This is a genomic window from Halomonas rhizosphaerae, from assembly GCF_030012485.1.
GTDB classification, from domain to species: domain Bacteria; phylum Pseudomonadota; class Gammaproteobacteria; order Pseudomonadales; family Halomonadaceae; genus Halomonas; species Halomonas rhizosphaerae.
The window spans coordinates 294,159-312,154 of record NZ_JASCQQ010000007.1 but is presented as its reverse complement, the minus strand read 5'-3'; the positions used below and the strand labels follow the sequence as shown (position 1 = coordinate 312,154).

Genomic DNA, 17,996 nt, shown 5'->3' with positions numbered 1-17,996 from the left:
ACGCGCCTGTCGGATCAAGAGGTGGCTCGACCACCCGCCAAGAAGAAACGGGCACCACGCGTGCCCACCGTGACCCCAAGACCCACCGTGATGACAAGGAGAGACCATGGCCGACCATAGCCGTCGTGACTTCATGCGCAACAGCCTGCTGGGCCTTGCCGCCCTGCCCCTCGGCGCCGGCATCCTGTCGAAGAGCGCCTTCGCCCAGGACCTGCCGCGGCTCGACCCGAGCGCCGAGCAGGCCCAGGCCCTGAACTACGTCGAGAACGCCAGCGACGCCAGCGACCATCCGGCCTACGAGGAGGGTGAGCGGTGTGACAACTGCATGTTCTTCCAGGCCGACAACGAAGGCTGCCAGCTGTTCCCGGAGAACAGCGTCGAGCCGGCCGGCTGGTGCCAGTCCTGGTCCGCCCAGAGCTGATTACGCCGTCAGGCCCCAATGACGAGACCCGCGCCATGGCGCGGGTCTCGCCGTTCAGCCGCCTCAGTCGCGCCGCTCTTCCTCGGGCAGTGGCCAGTGGTAGCGTCGCACCACCTCGTCGCCCTGCACCGACTCCAGCCGCACCGGGAAGCCCCACAGCTGGTGGAGATGACGGATGACCGGGTAGACGCTGCGCGCCAGCGGACGCCGACTGTCCTGGACGTGGCGCAGGGTCAGCGAACGGTCGCCGCGGATGTCCGCCGAGTAGACCTGGATATTGGGTTCACGCACCGCCAGGGCATACTGAGTGGCGAGGGACTCGCGAATGCGCCGATAGCCACGCTCGTCATGGATCGCCGCCACCTCCAGCATCTCCTCCTGATCGTCGTCGACCACCGTGAACAGCTTGAGGTCGCGGATCACCTTGGGTGAGAGGAACTGCTGGATGAAGGATTCGTCCTTGAAGTTCTTCATGGCGAACTCCAGGGTCTCCCGCCAGTCGCCACCGGCGCTGTCGGGGAACCATTGCCGGTCCTCCTCCGTCGGCGCCTCGCAGATACGCCGGAGGTCGGTGAAGATGGCGAAGCCCAGCGCATAGGGGTTGATGCCGCTGAAGTAGGGGCTGTCGAAGGCCGGCTGGTTGACCACCGCGGTATGCGACTGCAGGAACTCCAGCATCAGCCCTTCATCCACCAGGCCCTCCTCGTAGAGCCGGTTCATCAGGGTGTAGTGCCAAAAGGTCGCCCAGCCCTCGTTCATCACCTGGGTCTGGCGCTGGGGATAGAAGTACTGGGCCAGCTTGCGCACGATGCGCACCACCTCGCGCTGCCAGGGGGCCAGCAGCGGGGCGTTCTTCTCGATGAAGTAGAGCAGGTTCTCCTGGGGCTCCGGGGGATAGCGACCGCCCTCGTGAAGGCCCAGCGGATCCTCCTCGTCGGCCATGCCGGGCAGGGCATCCCCGCGCGGGCGGCCCGGGATGGTGCGCCACAGGGTGTTGACCTGGGCCTGGAGGTGCGTCTCGCGCTCCTTCTGGCGCCGCGCCTCCTCGGCGGCGGAGACCGGCGAGGGGCGCTTGTAGCGGTCGACGCCATAGTTCTGAAGGGCGTGGCAGGCATCCAGCAGCTGCTCCACCGCGGCCACACCGTGGCGCTCCTCGCACTCACCGATGTACTTCCGGGCGAACACCAGGTAATCGACGATGGAAGAGGCATCCGTCCAGGTACGGAACAGGTAGTTGCCCTTGAAGAAGGAGTTGTGGCCATAGCAGGCGTGAGCCATGACCAGCACCTGCATCATCAGGGTGTTCTCCTCCATCAGGTAGGCGATGCAGGGGTCGGAGTTGATCACCAGCTCGTAGGCGAGCCCCATCTGGCCACGGCGATAGGCCTGCTCCACGGCCAGGAACTGCTTGCCGAAGGACCAGTGGTGATAGCCCACCGGCATGCCCACGCTGGCATAGGCATCCATCATCTGTTCGGTGGTGATGACCTCGATCTGGTTGGGATAGGTGTCCAGGCGATACTCGTCCGCCAGGCGTGCAATCTCCTCCTCGAAGGCGTCGAGGATCTCGAAGTTCCAGTCGGATCCGGTGGCAATGGGCTTGCGTCGGGTCATGCTGCCTCCTCGGGCCGCCTGCTCTGGTGATCACGTGCTGGCAATGCGGCGCTTGAACAGCTCGCGGAAGACCGGATAGATGTCCCCGGCCTCGACGATCTGGCGCATGGCGAAGCGCTCGGCATACTCGGCCTCCACCCGCTCGTACTCCTCCCACAGCGCCTGGTGGGCATGGGGGGTAATCTCCACGTAGGTGAAGTATTGCAGCCGCGGCATCAGGCGCTCGACGAGCAGGTCGCGACAGGTGATGGAGTCGTCGTCCCAGTTGTCGCCGTCCGAGGCCTGCGCCACGTAGAGGTTCCACTGCCCGGGCGGGTAGCGTGCCTCGATGATCTCGTCGACCAGCGTCAGGGCGCTGGAGACGATGGTGCCGCCGGTCTCGCGGGAATAGAAGAACTCCTCCTCGTCGACCTCCTTGGCCGCCGTATGGTGGCGGACGAAGACCAGCTCGACCTTCTCGTAGTTGCGCTCGAGGAAGAGATAGAGCAGCAGGAAGAAGCGCTTGGCGATGTCCTTGTGGGCCTGGGTCATGGACCCCGAGACGTCCATCACGCAGAACATCACCGCCTTGCTCGAGGGCTGCGGCTGGTCGATCAGGTTGTTGTAGCGCAGGTCGTAGGTATCGATGAAGGGCACCGCCTCCAGGCGCTTCTCCAGCCGTTCGATCTCTCCCTTGAGCTCGGCGATGCGGGCGGGGTTGCGCAGCACCGGGTCCTTGCGCTCCTCCTCGGCCAGTGCCTCCATGGCCTCGCGCAGCGCCCGGCGGATCGGCGCCCGCATGGCAATGCGACGGGCCTGGGCCTCGCGCATGGAGCGCACGATGTTGATGCGCGCCGGGACGCCCTCCTTCGACACCCCCGCACGCACCGGACGCACCTCGTCGAGGTCCACCAGGTTCTTGCGCTCAAGGTGGGGCAGCTCCAGGCCATCGAAGACGAAGTCGAGGAACTCCTCGCGACTCAGGGTGAAGGCGAACTCGTCCATGCCCTCGCCCTGGTTGGAGGCCCCGCCTTCCCCGGCACCGTCTCCACCGCCCCCGCCGCCGGGTCGGCGCAGCCGGTCCCCCTCGACGAACTCCTTGTTGCCCGGCGCGACGATGGTGCGCTTGCCCCCCGGGCCGTGCTGGAAGACCGGTTCGGAGATGTCCCGGGCGGGAATCGAGACCTTCTCGCCGCGCTCCATGTCGGTGATCGAGCGACGGTTCACCGCCTCCTCGACCGACCGCTTGATATGGGTGCGGTAGCGGTCGAGGAAGCGCTGGCGGTTGACCGCGCTCTTGTGCTTGGCATTGGCTCGACGATCGATGAAATAGGTCATGACGACCTCCTCGGCCTACTGCGACTTGCGTACCCGCAGGTACCACTCGGAGAGCAGGCGCACCTGCTTCTCGGTGTAGCCGCGGTCGACCATGCGTGCCACGAAGTCCTCGTGCTTCTTCTGGTCTGCCGTCGAGGCCTTGGCGTTGAAGGAAATCACCGGCAGCAGCTCCTCGGTGTTGGCGAACATCTTGTGCTCGATCACCCCACGCAGCTTCTCATAGGACTGCCAGCTGGGGTTCATGCCGTTGTTCTGGGCACGGGCCCGCAGCACGAAGTTGACCACCTCGTGGCGGAAATCCTTGGGATTGGAGATGCCCGCCGGCTTCTCGATCTTCTCCAGCTCCTCGTTGAGGGCCTGGCGGTCGAGGAACTCGCCGGTCTCGGGGTCGCGGTACTCCTGATCCTGGATCCAGAAGTCGGCATAGGTGACGTAGCGGTCGAAGATGTTCTGGCCGTACTCGGAATAGGACTCGAGATAGGCGGTCTGGATCTCCTTGCCGATGAAGTCGACGTAGCGCGGGGCCAGGAACTCCTTGATGAAGCGCAGGTAGCGCTCGAAGGTCTCCCGGGGCAGCTGCTCCTGTTCCAGGCGCTGCTCGAGCACATAGAGCAGGTGAACCGGGTTCGCCGCGACCTCGTGGTTGTCGAAGTTGAACACCTTGGAGAGGATCTTGAAGGCGAAGCGCGTCGACAGCCCCTCCATGCCCTCGTCGACCCCGGCCGCATCGCGGTACTCCTGGATCGACTTGGCCTTGGGGTCGGTGTCCTTGAGGTTCTCGCCGTCGTAGACCCGCATCTTGGAATAGATGCTCGAGTTCTCCGGCTCCTTGAGCCGGGAGAGTACCGAGAACTGGGCCAGCATGCGCAGGGTATCCGGTGCACAGGGCGCCTCGGCCAGCGACGAGTGCTCAAGCAGCTTCTTGTAGATGTTGATTTCCTCGGTGACCCGCAGGCAATAGGGCACCTTGACGATGTAGACCCGGTCGAGGAAGGCCTCGTTGTTGCGGTTGTTGCGGAAGGTCTGCCACTCGCTCTCGTTGGAGTGGGCCAGCACCACACCGTCGAAGGGGATCGCCCCCATGCCCTCGGTAGGGTTGTAGTTGCCCTCCTGGGTCGCCGTCAGCAGCGGATGCAGCACCTTGATCGGCGCCTTGAACATCTCGACGAACTCCATCAACCCCTGGTTGGCACGGCACAGCCCGCCGGAGAAGCTGTAGGCGTCCGGGTCATCCTGGGAGTAGAGCTCGAGCTGGCGGATGTCCACCTTGCCCACCAGCGAGGAGATGTCCTGGTTGTTCTCGTCGCCCGGCTCGGTCTTGGAGATGGCCACCTGGTTGAGCCGCGAGGGATAGAGACGCGCCACCCGGAACTGGGAGATGTCCCCCCCGTACTCCTTGAGGCGCTTGGCAGCCCAGGGCGACATCACGCTCTTGAGGTAGCGCTGGGGGATGCCGTACTCCTTCTCCAGCAGCTCGCCGTCCTCCTCCGGGGAGAACAGGCCCAGCGGCGACTCGTAGACCGGCGAGTCCTTGATGGCATAGAAGGGCACCTTCTCCATCAGCAGCTTGAGCCGCTCGGCCAGGGATGACTTGCCACCCCCCACCGGCCCCAGCAGATAGAGGATCTGCTTGCGCTCCTCGAGCCCCTGGGCGGCATGGCGAAAGTAGGCGACGATCTGCTCGATGGCCTCCTCCATGCCGTAGAACTCGGCAAAGGCCGGATAGCGGCGGATCACCTTGTTGGAGAAGATGCGGGACAGCCGCGGATCCTTCGCGGTATCGATCACCTCTGGCTCGCCGATGGCCTCCAGCATACGCTCGGCCGCCGAGGCATAGGCCACGGGCTCCTGGCGACAGAGTTCCAGATACTCCTGCAGGCTCATCTCTTCCTGCTGGACGCGAGCGAAGCGGTTCTGCACATGATCGAAGATGCTCATCGATGCCTCCTGTATGCCCGGTTCCCCAGCCACTCGACATGGTGGTGACAAGCCAGGGTGGGGTCTCATCAGCGTAGACAGCATCAGCGGATAACGGTTTGCCTCACCAATCAACGCACCCGAGCCCTCCCCCCTGAGAGCCCGGCGAGCGCCACTCGGTTCATGAGGAATCACGAAAGATTAAACGCTGAAACGACGCAGCCCGCCGGAGGAGGCCGGCGGGCGGTCAACGGCTGGCGAGAACAGGCGGCCGCGATCGGCGTCAGAGTCGTGCGGCCAGCCGGGTTCCCTGCTCGATGGCCCGTCGGGCATCGAGCTCCGCCGCCTCGTCGGCACCGCCGATGACATGCACTCCCATCCCGGCCGCCTGCAGCGGCGCGAGCAGCTCACGCACCGGCTCCTGCCCGGCGCAGACCACGATGGTATCGACCTCGAGACACCGCGGTTCGCCATCGAGGCGGATATGCAGCCCCTCGTCATCGATGCCGAGATACTCGCAGCCGACCAGCGTCTCGACCCCGCGATGCTTGAGCGAGGCCCGATGCACCCAGCCGGTGGTCTTGCCGAGCCCCTTGCCCGGCTTGCTGGTCTTGCGCTGCAGCAGGGTGACCTGCCGGGGGCTCGCGCGAGGCTCTGCCGCCTTGAGGCCGCCACGCTGCGCCACGCCGAGATCCACCCCCCACTCGTCGCACCAGGTCGCGACCGCCGGTGCGGCGTCGCCGGCGTGGGTCAAGAGCTCCGCCACGTCGAAGCCGATGCCCCCGGCGCCGATGATCGCCACGCGCCGGCCGACCCGCTCGGGATGGGTGATCGCCGTCGGGTAGCCGATCACCTTCGGGTGGTCGCTGCCCGGCAGTTCGAGCCTGCGCGGTCGCACGCCGGTGGCCAGGACCACCGCATCGAAGTCGCGCAGGGCCTGGACATCCGCCTCGGACCCCAGGCGCACCGTGACGCCCAGCCTGTCGAGTCTTACCCGGTAGTAGCGCAGGGTCTCGTCGAACTCCTCCTTGCCGGGAATCCGCCGCGCATGGTTGAACTGCCCGCCCAGTTCGGTGCCGCGCTCAAAGAGGGTCACGGCATGGCCGCGCTCGGCCGCGGTAACCGCGGTGGCTAGCCCGGCGGGACCGCCGCCCACCACGGCGATGGCCTTCGGCTCAGCGGTCGGGGCGACCACCAGCTCCGTCTCGTGGCAGGCACGCGGATTGACCAGGCAGGAGCTCACCCGCCCCAGGAAGACCTGGTCCAGGCAGGCCTGGTTGCAGGCAATGCAGGTATTGATCTCCTCGCCGCGTCCCGCGGCGGCCTTGCTTACCCAGGCGGGGTCGGCCAGGAAGGGCCGCGCCATGGAGACCATGTCGGCGTGCCCCTCGGCGAGCACCCGCTCCGCGACCTCCGGCATGTTGATGCGGTTGGTGGTGATCAGCGGCACCGAGAGTTCGGCCTTCATGCGCCGGGTCACCTCGGTGAAGGCGGCCCGCGGCACGCTGGTGACGATGGTGGGGATGCGCGCCTCGTGCCAGCCGATGCCGGTGTTGATCAGGTTGGCGCCGGCGGCCTCGAGGGCGCGCCCCAGGGCGACGACCTCCTCGAAGGTACTGCCCTCCTCCACCAGGTCGATCATCGACAGCCGAAAGATCAGCAGGAAGTCGCTCCCCGCCGCCTCACGGATGCGTTTCACGACCTCCACCGGGAAGCGAAGGCGATTCTCGAGGCTGCCTCCCCAGGCATCGTCGCGATGGTTCGTGCGGGGACAGATGAACTGGTTGATCAGATAGCCCTCCGACCCCATCACCTCGACGCCGTCGTAGCCGGCCTCCCGGGCCAGTTTCGCGCAGTGCACGTAGGCTTCGATGCGTGCCTCGACTTCGTCGCCGTCGAGCGCCCGGGGCGTGAAGGGATTGATGGGGGCCTGGAGCGCCGAGGGCGCCACCAGCTCCGGCGTGTAGGCATAGCGGCCGGCGTGCAGGATCTGCAGGCAGATGCGCCCGCCGGCCTCGTGCACGGCCTCGACCACCCCACGGTGGTCCGCCACCTGCTCGGAGCGCTCGAGGGTCGCCGCCCCCTCGAAGACGGCGCCCTCGGGATGGGGCGCGATGCCGCCGGTGACGATCAGCCCGACCCCTTCCCGGGCCCGCTCGGCATAGAAGGCCGCCAGCCGCGCGAAGCCGCCCGGCGCCTCCTCGAGGTTGGTGTGCATCGAGCCCATCAGCACCCGATTGGGTAGTGTCAGGTGGCCGACCCGCAGGGATCGGAACAGTTGGGGATAAGCACTCACGGCAGGATCCTCACGGTCGGAACGGCGGTCGATTCAAACAACTGTATGATAGTCGAGCCGGATGACGCAAAGGGTCATCGACCAATGATAGCGAGGAGCGGGAGGGGAAGCCGGGCACCAACGAGACAGCCCCGAGGCCTGTAGGGCCTCGGGGCTGAAGAATTCGTGTGCAGATGGCGGACCGGACGGGACTCGAACCCGCGACCTCCGGCGTGACAGGCCGGCATTCTAACCAACTGAACTACCGGTCCGCGTGGTGGGTGATACCGGACTCGAACCAGTGACCCCCAGCATGTGAGGCTGGTGCTCTAACCAACTGAGCTAATCACCCACGCGTTACTGCAAGCTTGCTGCTGTCGTCATGCCATCATGGCGGACCGGACGGGACTCGAACCCGCGACCTCCGGCGTGACAGGCCGGCATTCTAACCAACTGAACTACCGGTCCGCAAGATAACCTGCGACAGGGAAGACGATGGCGGACCGGACGGGACTCGAACCCGCGACCTCCGGCGTGACAGGCCGGCATTCTAACCAACTGAACTACCGGTCCGCTGCTCTCTTCCTGCGACATGATCGGGCATCGCCGAGGCGATGGTGGGTGGTACAGGGTTCGAACCTGTGACCCCCAGCTTGTAAGGCTGGTGCTCTCCCAGCTGAGCTAACCACCCCCGGTCACGTGGCGCTGCATTCTACAGGGGCCCCGACCAATGTCAACGCTTTTCGCATCGCCGCCAGGGGGCGCTCCAGAGCGGAGAACCGCCGCCCTTTCATCGACTTGCCCGCACCGCCCGCGGCTCGGGAGTTTCAGGCGTGGGCGCTCATGAAGGCAGCGATCGCCGCCGCCCCCTCGTCGATCAGTGCCGCCTGGGTCCTGCCGGAGGCGCGACGCGGTTTCCAGTCATGGTCGCCGTCCTCGAGCCAGTGCAGTCGCACCGTGCCGGGGAGCGCATAGCCCGCCACCTCGTCACGGGTCCCGAAGGGATCTCGGCTGCCCTGCACCACCAGGGTCGGGCATGCCAGCAGCGGCCAGTGGGAAAGCCGCAGGCGCTCGGGCTTGGCGGGTGGATGGAAGGGGTAGCCGCACAGCACCAGGCCAGGGGCACCGTCGCGGGCCGCCAGCAGGCTGGCGACACGTCCGCCCATCGACTTGCCGCCCAGCCAGGGTGGCGGAAGGTCTCGGTGCGACACGCTGTCGCACCATTGAACCAGCTCCTCGACCAGGCGATCGACCCTTGGTGGCGGTCGCCGCCGCCCCTCACGGCGCATCTGCTGCAGGTAGGCGAACTCGATGGCCAGTGTCTGGACCCCCACCCCGGCCAGCGCATCACGCAACCGTTGCAGGAAGGTTGAATCCTGCCCCGCACCGGCGCCGTGGGCCATCAGCAGCCGGCCTGCCCGACACTCTCCACGCACTTCCAGGGGGCCGAGCCCCTGGATATTCCAGCCACCGGACTCGCCCTCGCGCAGCAATCGCTGCAGGGTCTGGCGGTCGATGGGCGGCAAATCCCGACAAAAACGGTCTGACAATTTCAGCCCCTTCTCGTTCATGAATCAACACATTGGCGTGTTCAGCTTGTCGCACGCCTGCGCTAGAATCAGCGTTGGTTAAAGACCTGCATCATCCTGCGGAGGTCGCCCCGAGGCAGAATGCCGCGGGACACCCCCAAACCGCGTTCGATGGGAACCTGACATGAGCACAGCACTTGAACACCCGACCTACAACTACAAGGTAGTTCGGCAGTTCGCGATCATGACGGTGGTGTGGGGCATCGTGGGCATGACCCTCGGTGTCATCCTTGCCGCACAGCTGGTATGGCCGGAACTGAACCTGGGACTGCCGTGGACGAGCTTCGGCCGCCTGCGCCCCCTGCACACCAACGCCGTGATCTTCGCCTTCGGCGGTTCGGCACTGTTCGCCACCTCCTACTACGTGGTGCAGCGAACCTGCCAGACCCGCCTGTTCGGCGACAAGCTCGCGGCCTTCACCTTCTGGGGCTGGCAGGCGGTGATCGTCTCCGCGGTGGTCTCGCTGCCGCTGGGCTACACCACCACCAAGGAGTACGCCGAGCTGGAATGGCCGATCAATATCCTGATCGCCGTGGTCTGGATCAGCTATGCCATCGTCTTCCTGGGCACCATCAAGCTGCGCAAGACCTCCCACATCTACGTGGCCAACTGGTTCTTCGCCGCCTTCATCCTGACCGTGGCGGTGCTGCACATCGTCAACAACGCCGCCATCCCGGTCACCGCCATGTACTCCACCTCCATCTACGCCGGCGCCATCGACGCCATGGTGCAGTGGTGGTATGGCCACAACGCGGTGGGCTTCTTCCTGACCGCTGGTTTCCTGGGGATGATGTACTACTTCGTACCCAAGCAGGCCGAGCGTCCGGTCTACTCCTACCGCCTGTCCATCGTCCACTTCTGGGCGCTGATCATGGTCTACATGTGGGCCGGCCCGCACCACCTGCACTACACCGCCCTGCCCAACTGGGCCCAGTCGCTGGGCATGATCATGTCGATCATCCTGCTGGCCCCCTCCTGGGGCGGCATGATCAACGGCATGATGACCCTCTCCGGCGCCTGGCATAAGCTGCGCACCGACCCGACCCTGCGCTTCCTGGTGGTGGCCCTCTCCTTCTACGGCATGTCCACCTTCGAGGGACCGATGATGGCGGTGAAGACCGTCAATGCCCTCTCGCACTACACCGACTGGACCATCGGCCACGTGCACGCCGGCGCCCTGGGCTGGGTGGCGATGATCACCATCGGCTCCATGTACCACCTGATCCCGCGCCTCTTCGGCCGCACCGAGATGCACTCGGTGAACCTGATCGCCGTGCACTTCTGGCTGGCCACCATCGGCACCGTGCTCTACATCGCCGCCATGTGGGTCAACGGCATCCTGCAGGGCCTGATGTGGCGCGCCATCAACCCCGACGGCACCCTGATGTACACCTTCGTCGAATCCGTGGAGGCCAGCGGCCCGGGCTACATCGTGCGCCTGATCGGCGGCCTGTGCTGGGTGGCCGGCATGCTGATCATGGCCTTCAACGTCTTCATGACCGTCCGGCGCGGCGAAGGCGCCCGTCAGCCGATTCCGCAGACTGCCTGAGCTAACCGGGGAAACCGACACCAATGAGACACGAGATCGTCGAAAAGAACGTCGGCCTGCTTGCCGTACTGATCCTGGTGGTGATCAGCTTCGGCGGCCTGGCCGAGGTCGTGCCGCTGTTCTTCCAGAAGCAGACGACCGAACCCGTCGAGGGGCTCGAGCCGCTCTCCGCGCTGGAGCTGGAAGGCCGCGACATCTATCGCCGCGAGGGCTGCGTCGGCTGCCACTCGCAGATGGTCCGCCCCTTCCGTGCCGAGACCGAGCGCTATGGCCACTACAGCGTGGCCGGCGAATCGGTCTACGACCACAACTTCCTGTGGGGGTCCAAGCGCACCGGGCCGGACCTGGCCCGCGTCGGTGGGCGCTACAGCGACGACTGGCACCGCGCCCACATGTACAACCCGCGTGACGTGGTGCCGGAATCGGTCATGCCGGCCTATCCGTGGCTGTTCGAGAACACCCTGGATGGCCAGGACACGCCGAAGAAGATGCGCGCCCTGCGGGCCCTCGGCGTGCCCTATACCGACGAGCAGATCGACAACGCCACCCGCGAGGTGCGCGGCGAGCAGGAGATCACCGCGCTGATCGCCTATCTGCAACAGCTTGGCACCGTGCTCGAGGGCACACGCTGACTATGGATACCGGAACCTTTCGCGGCATCATCACGGGCATCCTGATCATCGCCTTCATCGGGCTCACCCTGTGGGCCTACTCGAAGCGACGCAAGAAGGATTTCGACGAGGCAAAGAACCTGCCCTTCGCCGACGAGGATGATATGCCGGCGAACCGTGACACGAGCGCCTCGCGCGAGACCGATTCCCGCCATGACAGGGGAGACAGGAACACATGAATAATCTTTGGGGTGACTCCCTCTCCGGCTTCTGGAGTGCCTGGATCATCGTCATCACGCTGGGCTCCATCGGGATTGCCTTCTGGCTGCTCTATGCCAACCGCAAGACCGACAAGACCCCCGATGCCGAGGGCAACGTCGAGACCACCGGCCATGCCGCCGATGGCATCGAAGAGTACGACAACCCGCTGCCCCGCTGGTGGTTGCAGCTCTATATCGGCACCATCGTCTTTTCACTCGGCTACCTGGTGCTCTACCCGGGCCTCGGCAACTTCGCCGGCGTGCTGGGCTGGACCCAGGAAGGCCAGTGGGAAGAGGAAGTGGCCCGCGCCGAGGAGCGCTTCACGCCGATCTTCGCCCAGTACGAGGAGGTACCGATCCCCGAGCTGGCCGAAGACGACGAGGCCATGCAGGTCGCCGAGCGCATCTACCTCAACAACTGCGCGGTATGCCATGGCTCCAACGCCAAGGGTGGCTATGGCTTCCCCAACCTGACCGATGACGATTGGCTGTACGGCGGCGAGCCGGAGAACATCCTGACGACCCTGCACCAGGGGCGTAACGGCCTGATGCCCTCCTGGCAGCAGCTGGGCAGCGAGAACATCGAGAACGTCACCCAGCACGTGCTGGCCCTGTCGGACCTCGAGCACGACGCCGATCGCGCCGAGCGCGGTGCGGCGACCTTCGCCTCGGTGTGCGCGGCCTGCCATATGCCCGACGGCACCGGCAACCAGGCACTGGGGGCGCCCAACCTGACCAACGATATCTGGCTCTATCAGGCGCCGGGGCAGAGCGTTGCCGATTCGGTGCGCCAGACCCTGCGTAACGGCCGCAACGGCCATATGCCGGCCCAGGCCGCCTATATCGGCGAGGAGCGTGTCCACCTGGTCGCCGCCTACGTCTACAGCCTGCGCTTCGAGGACTGAGACAGGAGCCTCAGGCTTCAAAGGGTGCGGCCTCCGGTCGCACCCTTTCTCGTTGTGCGGCCACCCCGATACAATATTCCCCATCCCAGCGGCCCCGACAGGCCCTGCCCTCCTTGCCAGCCGTGAGCCTGCCATGAGCGAGAAGATCCCGACCCACGATGTCACCCCGGATCCCGTGGAGCATCACACGCCGCAGGAAGCGGTCACCCAGCAGATGTACGCCAGCCGACGTCACATCTACGTGCGCGAGATCAAGGGCGTCTTCCAGCGCCTGCGCCGCACGTCCAACTGGGCCCTGATGCTGGCCTTCTTCCTGCTGCCCTGGGTGCCATGGGGTGATCGGCCGGCGATCTGGTTCGATCTCCCTGGTCGCGAGTTCCACATCTTTTCCGCCACCTTCTACCCCCAGGAGTTCATGCTGCTCTCCTGGCTACTGATCATCTGTGCCTTCGGCCTGTTCTTCATCACGGTGTTCGCCGGCCGCGTCTGGTGCGGCTATACCTGTCCGCAGAGTGTCTGGACCTTCCTGTTCATCTGGGTCGAACACCGCCTGGAGGGCTCGCGCAACCGTCGCATCAAGCTCGACAAGCAGCCGATGACCACCGACAAGCTGTGGCGCAAGTCCGCCAAGCACGCCATCTGGCTGGTGATCGCCCTGGCCACCGGGGTCACCTTCGTCGGCTACTTCACGCCCATCCGCGACCTGGTGGTGGAGTTGCCCACCCTCGAGGCCCACGGCTGGTCCTACTTCTGGGTCGGCTTCTTCCTGGTGTTCACCTACCTCAATGCCGGCTGGCTGCGCGAGCAGGTGTGCATCTACATGTGCCCCTATGCCCGCTTCCAGTCGGTGATGTTCGACCGCGACACCCTGATCGTCTCCTACGACACCGCTCGCGGCGAACCCCGCGGCCCGCGCAAGAAGAGCCTCAGCCACGAACAGGCCCGTGCCGCCGGCCACGGCGACTGCATCGACTGCGACCTCTGCGTGCAGGTCTGCCCCACCGGCATCGACATCCGCGACGGCCTGCAGTACGAGTGCATCACCTGCGCGGCCTGTATCGACGCCTGCGACAGCGTGATGGACAAGATGGGCTATCCCCGCGGCCTGATACGCTACACCACCGAGAATGCTCTGGAGGGCAAGCCCACCCATATCTTGCGGCCGCGCCTGATGGGCTATCTGGCGGCCCTGCTGGTGATGATCGGCGTCTTCGCCTGGGCGGTGGCGGATCGCACGCCCCTGGGCTTCGACGTGGAGCGCGAGCGCAACCAGCTGTTCCAGATGACCCGCGATGGCCGCATCAGCAACGTCTATACCCTGACGGTGCGCAACCTCGACAACCAGGCGCATGTCTACCGGCTCGAGGCCTCCGGCCTGCCCGGCCTGACCCTGGATACCGACCAGGTCAGCGTGCCCGCCGGCGAGTCGCGCCAGCTGGTGATCCAGGCCAGCGTTCCGCCCGAGGCCATCGACCGGCCCAGCGCCGAGATTATCCTGCGGCTGGAAGCGCTGGATGCCGACATCGCCATCGAACGCGACAGCCGCTTCATAGGAGAGACCCGCTGATGAGTGCGGAACACGAGAGCATCCCACCGTGGTACAAGCAGTTCTGGCCCTGGTTCCTGATCGGCCTGCTGGCCTCCTCGATCACCTTCAGCCTGGTCTATCTGACGCTGTCGATCCGCTACTATGACGGCTCGGTGGGCGGCGACTACTATGAGCGCGGCCTGGCCATCAACGAGCAGCTGGCCAAGCAGGAGCATGCGCAGACACTGGGGCTCGAGGCAGTCATGCGCGCCGACGCCCGCACCGGCGACATCGTCGTCGACCTGCAGGGGGAGCGCCGTCCTGAGCGCCTCCACCTGGCCCTGATCTTTCCCACCGACAGCCACCGCGACCGTTCGCTGACCCTGGAGCATGTCCGCGACGGACGCTACGTGGGGATGATCGACGAGCCGCTGAACTACCGCTGGTACCTCCAGCTGCAGCCCGCCGAGGGCAGCGACGCCGAATGGCGCCTGACCGGCGAGGCCCGCTTCCCCAGCGACGACGAGATCGCCCTCGTCCCCGGCCTCTGACGCCGGCCGACGAGACGCCATGACCCAGAGCCCCCAGACGCCTGATGCGGCCCCCGACTGCTACCACTGCGGCAACCGGGTGCCGGCGGGTGCGCCCTGGTCGATCACCCTCGACGAGGCGCGCCACCCGCTCTGCTGCCCCGGCTGCGAGGCCGTGGCCCACGCCATCGTCGATGGCGGCCTGGCGAGCTACTACCGCTTCCGCACCGAGCTGCCCGAGCGACCGGACGACCGCCAGGCCGCCAGGGCCGAGACCTGGGCGGTCTTCGACGACCCGGGGCTGCAGGCACGCTTCGTGCACCCCGAAGGGGAAGACGGGACGGTGCATGCCACCCTGGCCGTGGACGGCATCACCTGTGCGGCCTGTGCCTGGCTGATCGAGCACCGCCTCAATGCCCTGGACGGGATCACCGCCAGCGCCGTCAACCTCACCCATCATCGCCTGCGGGTCAGCTGGGCCCCCGGGCGGGTCGCCCTGTCACGGATCCTCGCCGAGATGGCCGCCATCGGCTACCCGGCCCAGCCCTGGGAGCCCGATGCGGCGCAGCAGCGCCTGCAGCACGAGGAGCGCATGAACGTGCGCCGCCTGATCGTCGCCGCCGTGGGCATGATGCAGGTGATGATGTTCTCGATCCCCATCTACGTGGCCGGCCCCGACGAGATCAGCGCCGACTTTCTCGCTCTCTTCCACTGGCTCTCCTTTGCCCTGGCCACCCCGGTGGTGCTCTTCTCGGCCCAGCCCTTCTTCCGAAACGCCCTGCGCGACCTGCAGACCCGGGTGCTGGGCATGGACGTGACGGTATCGCTGGCCATCGGCGGCGCCTACCTGGCCAGCGGCTATGCGGTGATTGCCGGCCATGGCGACGTCTATTTCGACTCGGTGGCCATGTTCACCTTCTTCCTGCTCTTCGGCCGCTACGTGGAGGGCCGTGCCCGACGCCGCAGCGGGCACAGCGGCAATGCCCTGTCCGGCGCCCTGCCCCTCTCGGCGATTCGCCTTACCGAGGCGGGCGAGGAGCGCATCCTGCCCGCCAGCGACCTTGCCGCCGGCGACCGGGTGCTGGTCAAGCCCGGCCATGGGGTGCCGGCCGACGGAGTCATCGAGTCTGGCGAGTCGAGCCTCGACGAGTCCATGCTTACCGGGGAGTACCTGCCGGTGACCCGCGGCGTCGGCGACCGCGTGACCGGCGGCAGCCAGAACATCGAGAGTCCGTTGACGGTGCGCGTCACCCATGCCGGCGCCGATGCCCGGGTCGCCAGCATCGTCGACCTCACCGACCGCGCCTTCGCCAGTCGGCCTCGCATCGCCGAGCTGGCGGCGCGCATGGCCCACCACTTCGTGCTGCAGGTGCTGATCATCTCGTTCGGGGTAGCCATCGCCTGGTGGTTTATCGACCCCTCGAGAGCCCTCTGGGTGACGCTCTCCGTGCTGGTGGTCACCTGTCCCTGCGCCCTGGCACTGGCCACCCCCACGGCCCTCACCGCCGGTCATGGCCGCCTGCATCGCCGCGGCGTGCTGATCACCCGCGCCGATGCCCTGGAGACGCTATCGCAGCTCGACCGGGTGATCTTCGACAAGACCGGCACCCTGACCAGCGGCGAGATGAGCCTGGTCGAGACCCGCCTGACCGGCGATCCGGGCAGCGCGCTCGACGAGGCCCGGGCACGCCGCGTGGCGGCCGCCCTGGAGGCCCAGTCGGAACACCCCATCGCGCGCGCCTTCCGCCCCTTCCGCGAGGCCACCGTCACGGCCGGGGAGGTGCTCAGCCGACCCGGCCAGGGCCTGGAGGGCAGGATCGTCGATCGCCGCTGGCGGCTCGGCAGGCCCGAGTTCGCCGCCCCCGAGGCCCCCCCGCCACTGCCCGGCGAGGGGCAGTGGCTGCTGCTGGCCGAGGAGGGCCAGCCGCGGGCCTGGTTCGCCCTCCACGACCGCCTCCGGGAGGATGCCCGGGAGACGGTCGAGGCCCTGCAGGGACGGGGCCTGGCGGTGGAGCTGCTCTCCGGCGACACCCCCTCGGCGGTGGCGGACATGGCCCGGCGCCTGGGCATCGACACCTGGCAGGCGGCGGCCACCCCCGAGGACAAGCTGGCCCGCCTCCAGGCCCTGCAGGCCAGCGGCGAACGGGTGGCGATGGTCGGTGACGGCATCAACGATGTCCCGGTCCTGGCCGGCGCCGACATCGCCATCGCCATGAACGGTGCCACCGACCTGGCGCGCACCCGCGCCGACGCCGTCTTGCTCGGCCCGCGCCTGGGGCGTATCGTCGAGGCCATCGAGACCGGCCGGGCCACCCGGCGCATCATCCGCCAGAACCTGACCTGGTCGCTGGTCTACAACGTCTCGGCGCTGCCCCTGGCGGCCATGGGCTTCGTGCCGCCCTGGCTGGCCGCCATCGGCATGTCGGCCAGCTCCCTGGTGGTCGTCGGCAATGCCCTGCGCCTGACCCGGGACGCCCCCTCACGACCGGTCGGCAGCGACGCCCCCAGGCTGGTGAACGCATGAGCATCCTCTACCTGCTGATCCCCCTCTCGCTGATCCTGCTGGGGCTGGCCGTCTGGGCCTTCTTCTGGGCCGTCAAGCACGACCAGTTCGAGGACCTGGAAGGGCCCGCCTACCGCATCCTCTTCGACGAGGACGACAACGACCGCACGAAGGGCGAGCGGCGCCCCCCTGAGCGTGACGTGTCCCCCGACGACGAGGAACGCCACGACTGATGGACCCCACCGGCCTCGACCTGCCCCCGCTGGCCGCCGCCTTCGTCTTCGGCCTGCTCGGTGGCGCCCACTGCATCGGCATGTGCGGTGGCATCATGAGCGCCCTGACCTTCGCCGTCCCGCCCAGCATGCGCAGCCCGGCACGTCTTTCCGGGCTGCTGCTGGGCTATAACCTGGGCCGGATCGCCAGCTACATGGTGGCCGGTGCCCTGGTGGCGGGGCTCGGCACCCTGATAGCCCTCACGCCCCAGGCGCGCCTGGTCCTCCAGGCCCTGGCCGCGGCAATGCTGATCCTGATGGCCCTCTACATCGCCGACTGGTGGAAGGGACTGCTGCGGGTCGAGGCCTTGGGGCGCCGGCTCTGGAAGCACCTCGAGCCGCTGGGCAGACGCCTGATGCCGGTGGTGCGAGTACCCCAGGCGGTGGCCCTGGGGGCGGTCTGGGGCTGGCTGCCCTGCGGGCTGGTCTACTCCATGCTCGCCTGGAGCCTGGCCATCGCCGATCCCTGGCGCGGCGCTGCCCTGATGGGGGCCTTCGGCCTCGGCACCCTGCCGGCCCTGCTGGCCACCGGGTTCGCCGCCCGCCAGCTCGGCGCCCTGATCCGCCACCCGGCCACCCGGGCGCTGGCCGCGCTGTCGATCATCGCCTTTGCCCTCTGGCAGCTGTGGACGCTGCTGCCCGTCTCGGCGGGCCACTGAATCCCGGCGTGAATCCCACTTCGCTTGACGCAGCTCAACGCGCCCC

The 17,996-nt window shown here is 67.0% G+C and carries 15 protein-coding genes and 5 tRNA genes; 10 read left to right on the top strand and 10 right to left on the bottom strand.

Translation table 11 applies throughout. The features are described from left to right. Positions 1-106: 106 nt before the first annotated feature. Positions 107-421, top strand: a complete 315-nt coding sequence (locus QLQ86_RS03835) for a high-potential iron-sulfur protein (protein WP_282815943.1) — start codon at positions 107-109, stop codon at positions 419-421. Positions 422-484: 63 nt separating this feature from the next. Here QLQ86_RS03835 and QLQ86_RS03830 read toward each other — a convergent pair whose 3' ends face one another. The 10 genes from QLQ86_RS03830 to QLQ86_RS03785 form a co-directional block, all read right to left on the bottom strand. After that, the gene (locus QLQ86_RS03830; protein ID WP_282815942.1) at positions 485-2,035 is read right to left on the bottom strand and encodes a SpoVR family protein; all 1,551 of its coding nucleotides are present in this window, start codon (positions 2,033-2,035) and stop codon (positions 485-487) included. A 30-nt stretch (positions 2,036-2,065) separates the two neighbouring features. Continuing rightward, positions 2,066-3,352 carry a YeaH/YhbH family protein gene (locus QLQ86_RS03825; RefSeq protein WP_282815941.1) on the bottom strand — a complete coding sequence of 429 codons (1,287 nt, stop codon included), beginning with the start codon at positions 3,350-3,352 and terminating at the stop codon, positions 2,066-2,068. A 15-nt stretch (positions 3,353-3,367) separates the two neighbouring features. Next, entirely contained in the window at positions 3,368-5,290 is a 1,923-nt protein-coding gene (locus QLQ86_RS03820) for a PrkA family serine protein kinase (RefSeq protein WP_282736922.1), read from the bottom strand. A gap of 262 nt (positions 5,291-5,552) precedes the next feature. Beyond that, positions 5,553-7,565 (bottom strand): NADPH-dependent 2,4-dienoyl-CoA reductase, encoded by a 2,013-nt coding sequence (locus QLQ86_RS03815; protein WP_282815940.1) that lies wholly within the window; start codon positions 7,563-7,565, stop codon positions 5,553-5,555. Between the two features lie 174 nt (positions 7,566-7,739). After that, positions 7,740-7,816 (bottom strand) — tRNA-Asp (locus tag QLQ86_RS03810). A gap of 3 nt (positions 7,817-7,819) precedes the next feature. Next, positions 7,820-7,896: transfer RNA gene (locus QLQ86_RS03805), tRNA-Val, on the bottom strand. Between the two features lie 39 nt (positions 7,897-7,935). Further along, positions 7,936-8,012: transfer RNA gene (locus QLQ86_RS03800), tRNA-Asp, on the bottom strand. Positions 8,013-8,040: 28 nt separating this feature from the next. Further along, positions 8,041-8,117, bottom strand: a tRNA-Asp gene (locus QLQ86_RS03795). A gap of 42 nt (positions 8,118-8,159) precedes the next feature. Beyond that, positions 8,160-8,235, bottom strand: a tRNA-Val gene (locus tag QLQ86_RS03790). Positions 8,236-8,371: 136 nt separating this feature from the next. After that, positions 8,372-9,094 carry an alpha/beta family hydrolase gene (locus QLQ86_RS03785; RefSeq protein ID WP_282815939.1) on the bottom strand — a complete coding sequence of 241 codons (723 nt, stop codon included), beginning with the start codon at positions 9,092-9,094 and terminating at the stop codon, positions 8,372-8,374. 163 nt (positions 9,095-9,257) lie between these two features. Between QLQ86_RS03785 and ccoN the strand changes: the two genes are divergently transcribed. The 9 genes from ccoN (at position 9,258) to QLQ86_RS03740 (ending at position 17,950) form a co-directional block, all read left to right on the top strand. Further along, positions 9,258-10,682 carry a cytochrome-c oxidase, cbb3-type subunit I gene (gene ccoN / locus QLQ86_RS03780; protein WP_282736925.1) on the top strand — a complete coding sequence of 475 codons (1,425 nt, stop codon included), beginning with the start codon at positions 9,258-9,260 and terminating at the stop codon, positions 10,680-10,682. A gap of 23 nt (positions 10,683-10,705) precedes the next feature. Then, positions 10,706-11,314 carry a cytochrome-c oxidase, cbb3-type subunit II gene (gene ccoO, locus QLQ86_RS03775; RefSeq protein WP_282736926.1) on the top strand — a complete coding sequence of 203 codons (609 nt, stop codon included), beginning with the start codon at positions 10,706-10,708 and terminating at the stop codon, positions 11,312-11,314. 2 nt (positions 11,315-11,316) lie between these two features. Next, positions 11,317-11,532 (top strand): cbb3-type cytochrome oxidase subunit 3, encoded by a 216-nt coding sequence (locus tag QLQ86_RS03770; RefSeq protein WP_282736927.1) that lies wholly within the window; start codon positions 11,317-11,319, stop codon positions 11,530-11,532. Next, on the top strand, positions 11,529-12,458 hold the full coding sequence (gene ccoP / locus QLQ86_RS03765; RefSeq protein WP_282736928.1) for a cytochrome-c oxidase, cbb3-type subunit III: 930 nt from the start codon (positions 11,529-11,531) through the stop codon (positions 12,456-12,458). The genes QLQ86_RS03770 and ccoP overlap by 4 nt, the downstream gene beginning before the upstream one ends. 133 nt (positions 12,459-12,591) lie before the next feature. Continuing rightward, complete coding sequence (ccoG, locus tag QLQ86_RS03760; RefSeq protein WP_282736929.1) at positions 12,592-14,025, top strand: cytochrome c oxidase accessory protein CcoG; 1,434 nt, start codon at positions 12,592-12,594, stop codon at positions 14,023-14,025. Next, positions 14,025-14,537, top strand: a complete 513-nt coding sequence (locus tag QLQ86_RS03755; protein WP_282736930.1) for a FixH family protein — start codon at positions 14,025-14,027, stop codon at positions 14,535-14,537. Before ccoG ends, QLQ86_RS03755 begins: the two co-directional genes overlap by 1 nt. Positions 14,538-14,556: 19 nt before the next feature. Then, positions 14,557-17,040 carry a heavy metal translocating P-type ATPase gene (locus QLQ86_RS03750; RefSeq protein ID WP_282815938.1) on the top strand — a complete coding sequence of 828 codons (2,484 nt, stop codon included), beginning with the start codon at positions 14,557-14,559 and terminating at the stop codon, positions 17,038-17,040. Beyond that, positions 17,037-17,252 (top strand): cbb3-type cytochrome oxidase assembly protein CcoS, encoded by a 216-nt coding sequence (gene ccoS / locus QLQ86_RS03745; RefSeq protein ID WP_282736932.1) that lies wholly within the window; start codon positions 17,037-17,039, stop codon positions 17,250-17,252. Before QLQ86_RS03750 ends, ccoS begins: the two co-directional genes overlap by 4 nt. Beyond that, positions 17,252-17,950, top strand: a complete 699-nt coding sequence (locus QLQ86_RS03740) for a sulfite exporter TauE/SafE family protein (protein WP_282736933.1) — start codon at positions 17,252-17,254, stop codon at positions 17,948-17,950. The genes ccoS and QLQ86_RS03740 overlap by 1 nt, the downstream gene beginning before the upstream one ends. Positions 17,951-17,996 lie beyond the last annotated feature (46 nt).

Excerpts from the sequence above, each read along its gene's own strand:
- QLQ86_RS03835 (WP_282815943.1), top strand. The coding sequence starts at position 107 with ATGGCCGACCATAGCCGTCGTGACTTCATGCGCAACAGCCTGCTGGGC.
- QLQ86_RS03830 (WP_282815942.1), bottom strand. The coding sequence starts at position 2,035 with ATGACCCGACGCAAGCCCATTGCCACCGGATCCGACTGGAACTTCGAG.
- QLQ86_RS03825 (WP_282815941.1), bottom strand. The coding sequence starts at position 3,352 with ATGACCTATTTCATCGATCGTCGAGCCAATGCCAAGCACAAGAGCGCG.
- QLQ86_RS03820 (WP_282736922.1), bottom strand. The coding sequence starts at position 5,290 with ATGAGCATCTTCGATCATGTGCAGAACCGCTTCGCTCGCGTCCAGCAG.
- ccoN (WP_282736925.1), top strand. The coding sequence starts at position 9,258 with ATGAGCACAGCACTTGAACACCCGACCTACAACTACAAGGTAGTTCGG.
- ccoO (WP_282736926.1), top strand. The coding sequence starts at position 10,706 with ATGAGACACGAGATCGTCGAAAAGAACGTCGGCCTGCTTGCCGTACTG.
- QLQ86_RS03770 (WP_282736927.1), top strand. The coding sequence starts at position 11,317 with ATGGATACCGGAACCTTTCGCGGCATCATCACGGGCATCCTGATCATC.
- ccoP (WP_282736928.1), top strand. The coding sequence starts at position 11,529 with ATGAATAATCTTTGGGGTGACTCCCTCTCCGGCTTCTGGAGTGCCTGG.
- ccoG (WP_282736929.1), top strand. The coding sequence starts at position 12,592 with ATGAGCGAGAAGATCCCGACCCACGATGTCACCCCGGATCCCGTGGAG.
- QLQ86_RS03755 (WP_282736930.1), top strand. The coding sequence starts at position 14,025 with ATGAGTGCGGAACACGAGAGCATCCCACCGTGGTACAAGCAGTTCTGG.
- QLQ86_RS03750 (WP_282815938.1), top strand. The coding sequence starts at position 14,557 with ATGACCCAGAGCCCCCAGACGCCTGATGCGGCCCCCGACTGCTACCAC.
- ccoS (WP_282736932.1), top strand. The coding sequence starts at position 17,037 with ATGAGCATCCTCTACCTGCTGATCCCCCTCTCGCTGATCCTGCTGGGG.
- QLQ86_RS03740 (WP_282736933.1), top strand. The coding sequence starts at position 17,252 with ATGGACCCCACCGGCCTCGACCTGCCCCCGCTGGCCGCCGCCTTCGTC.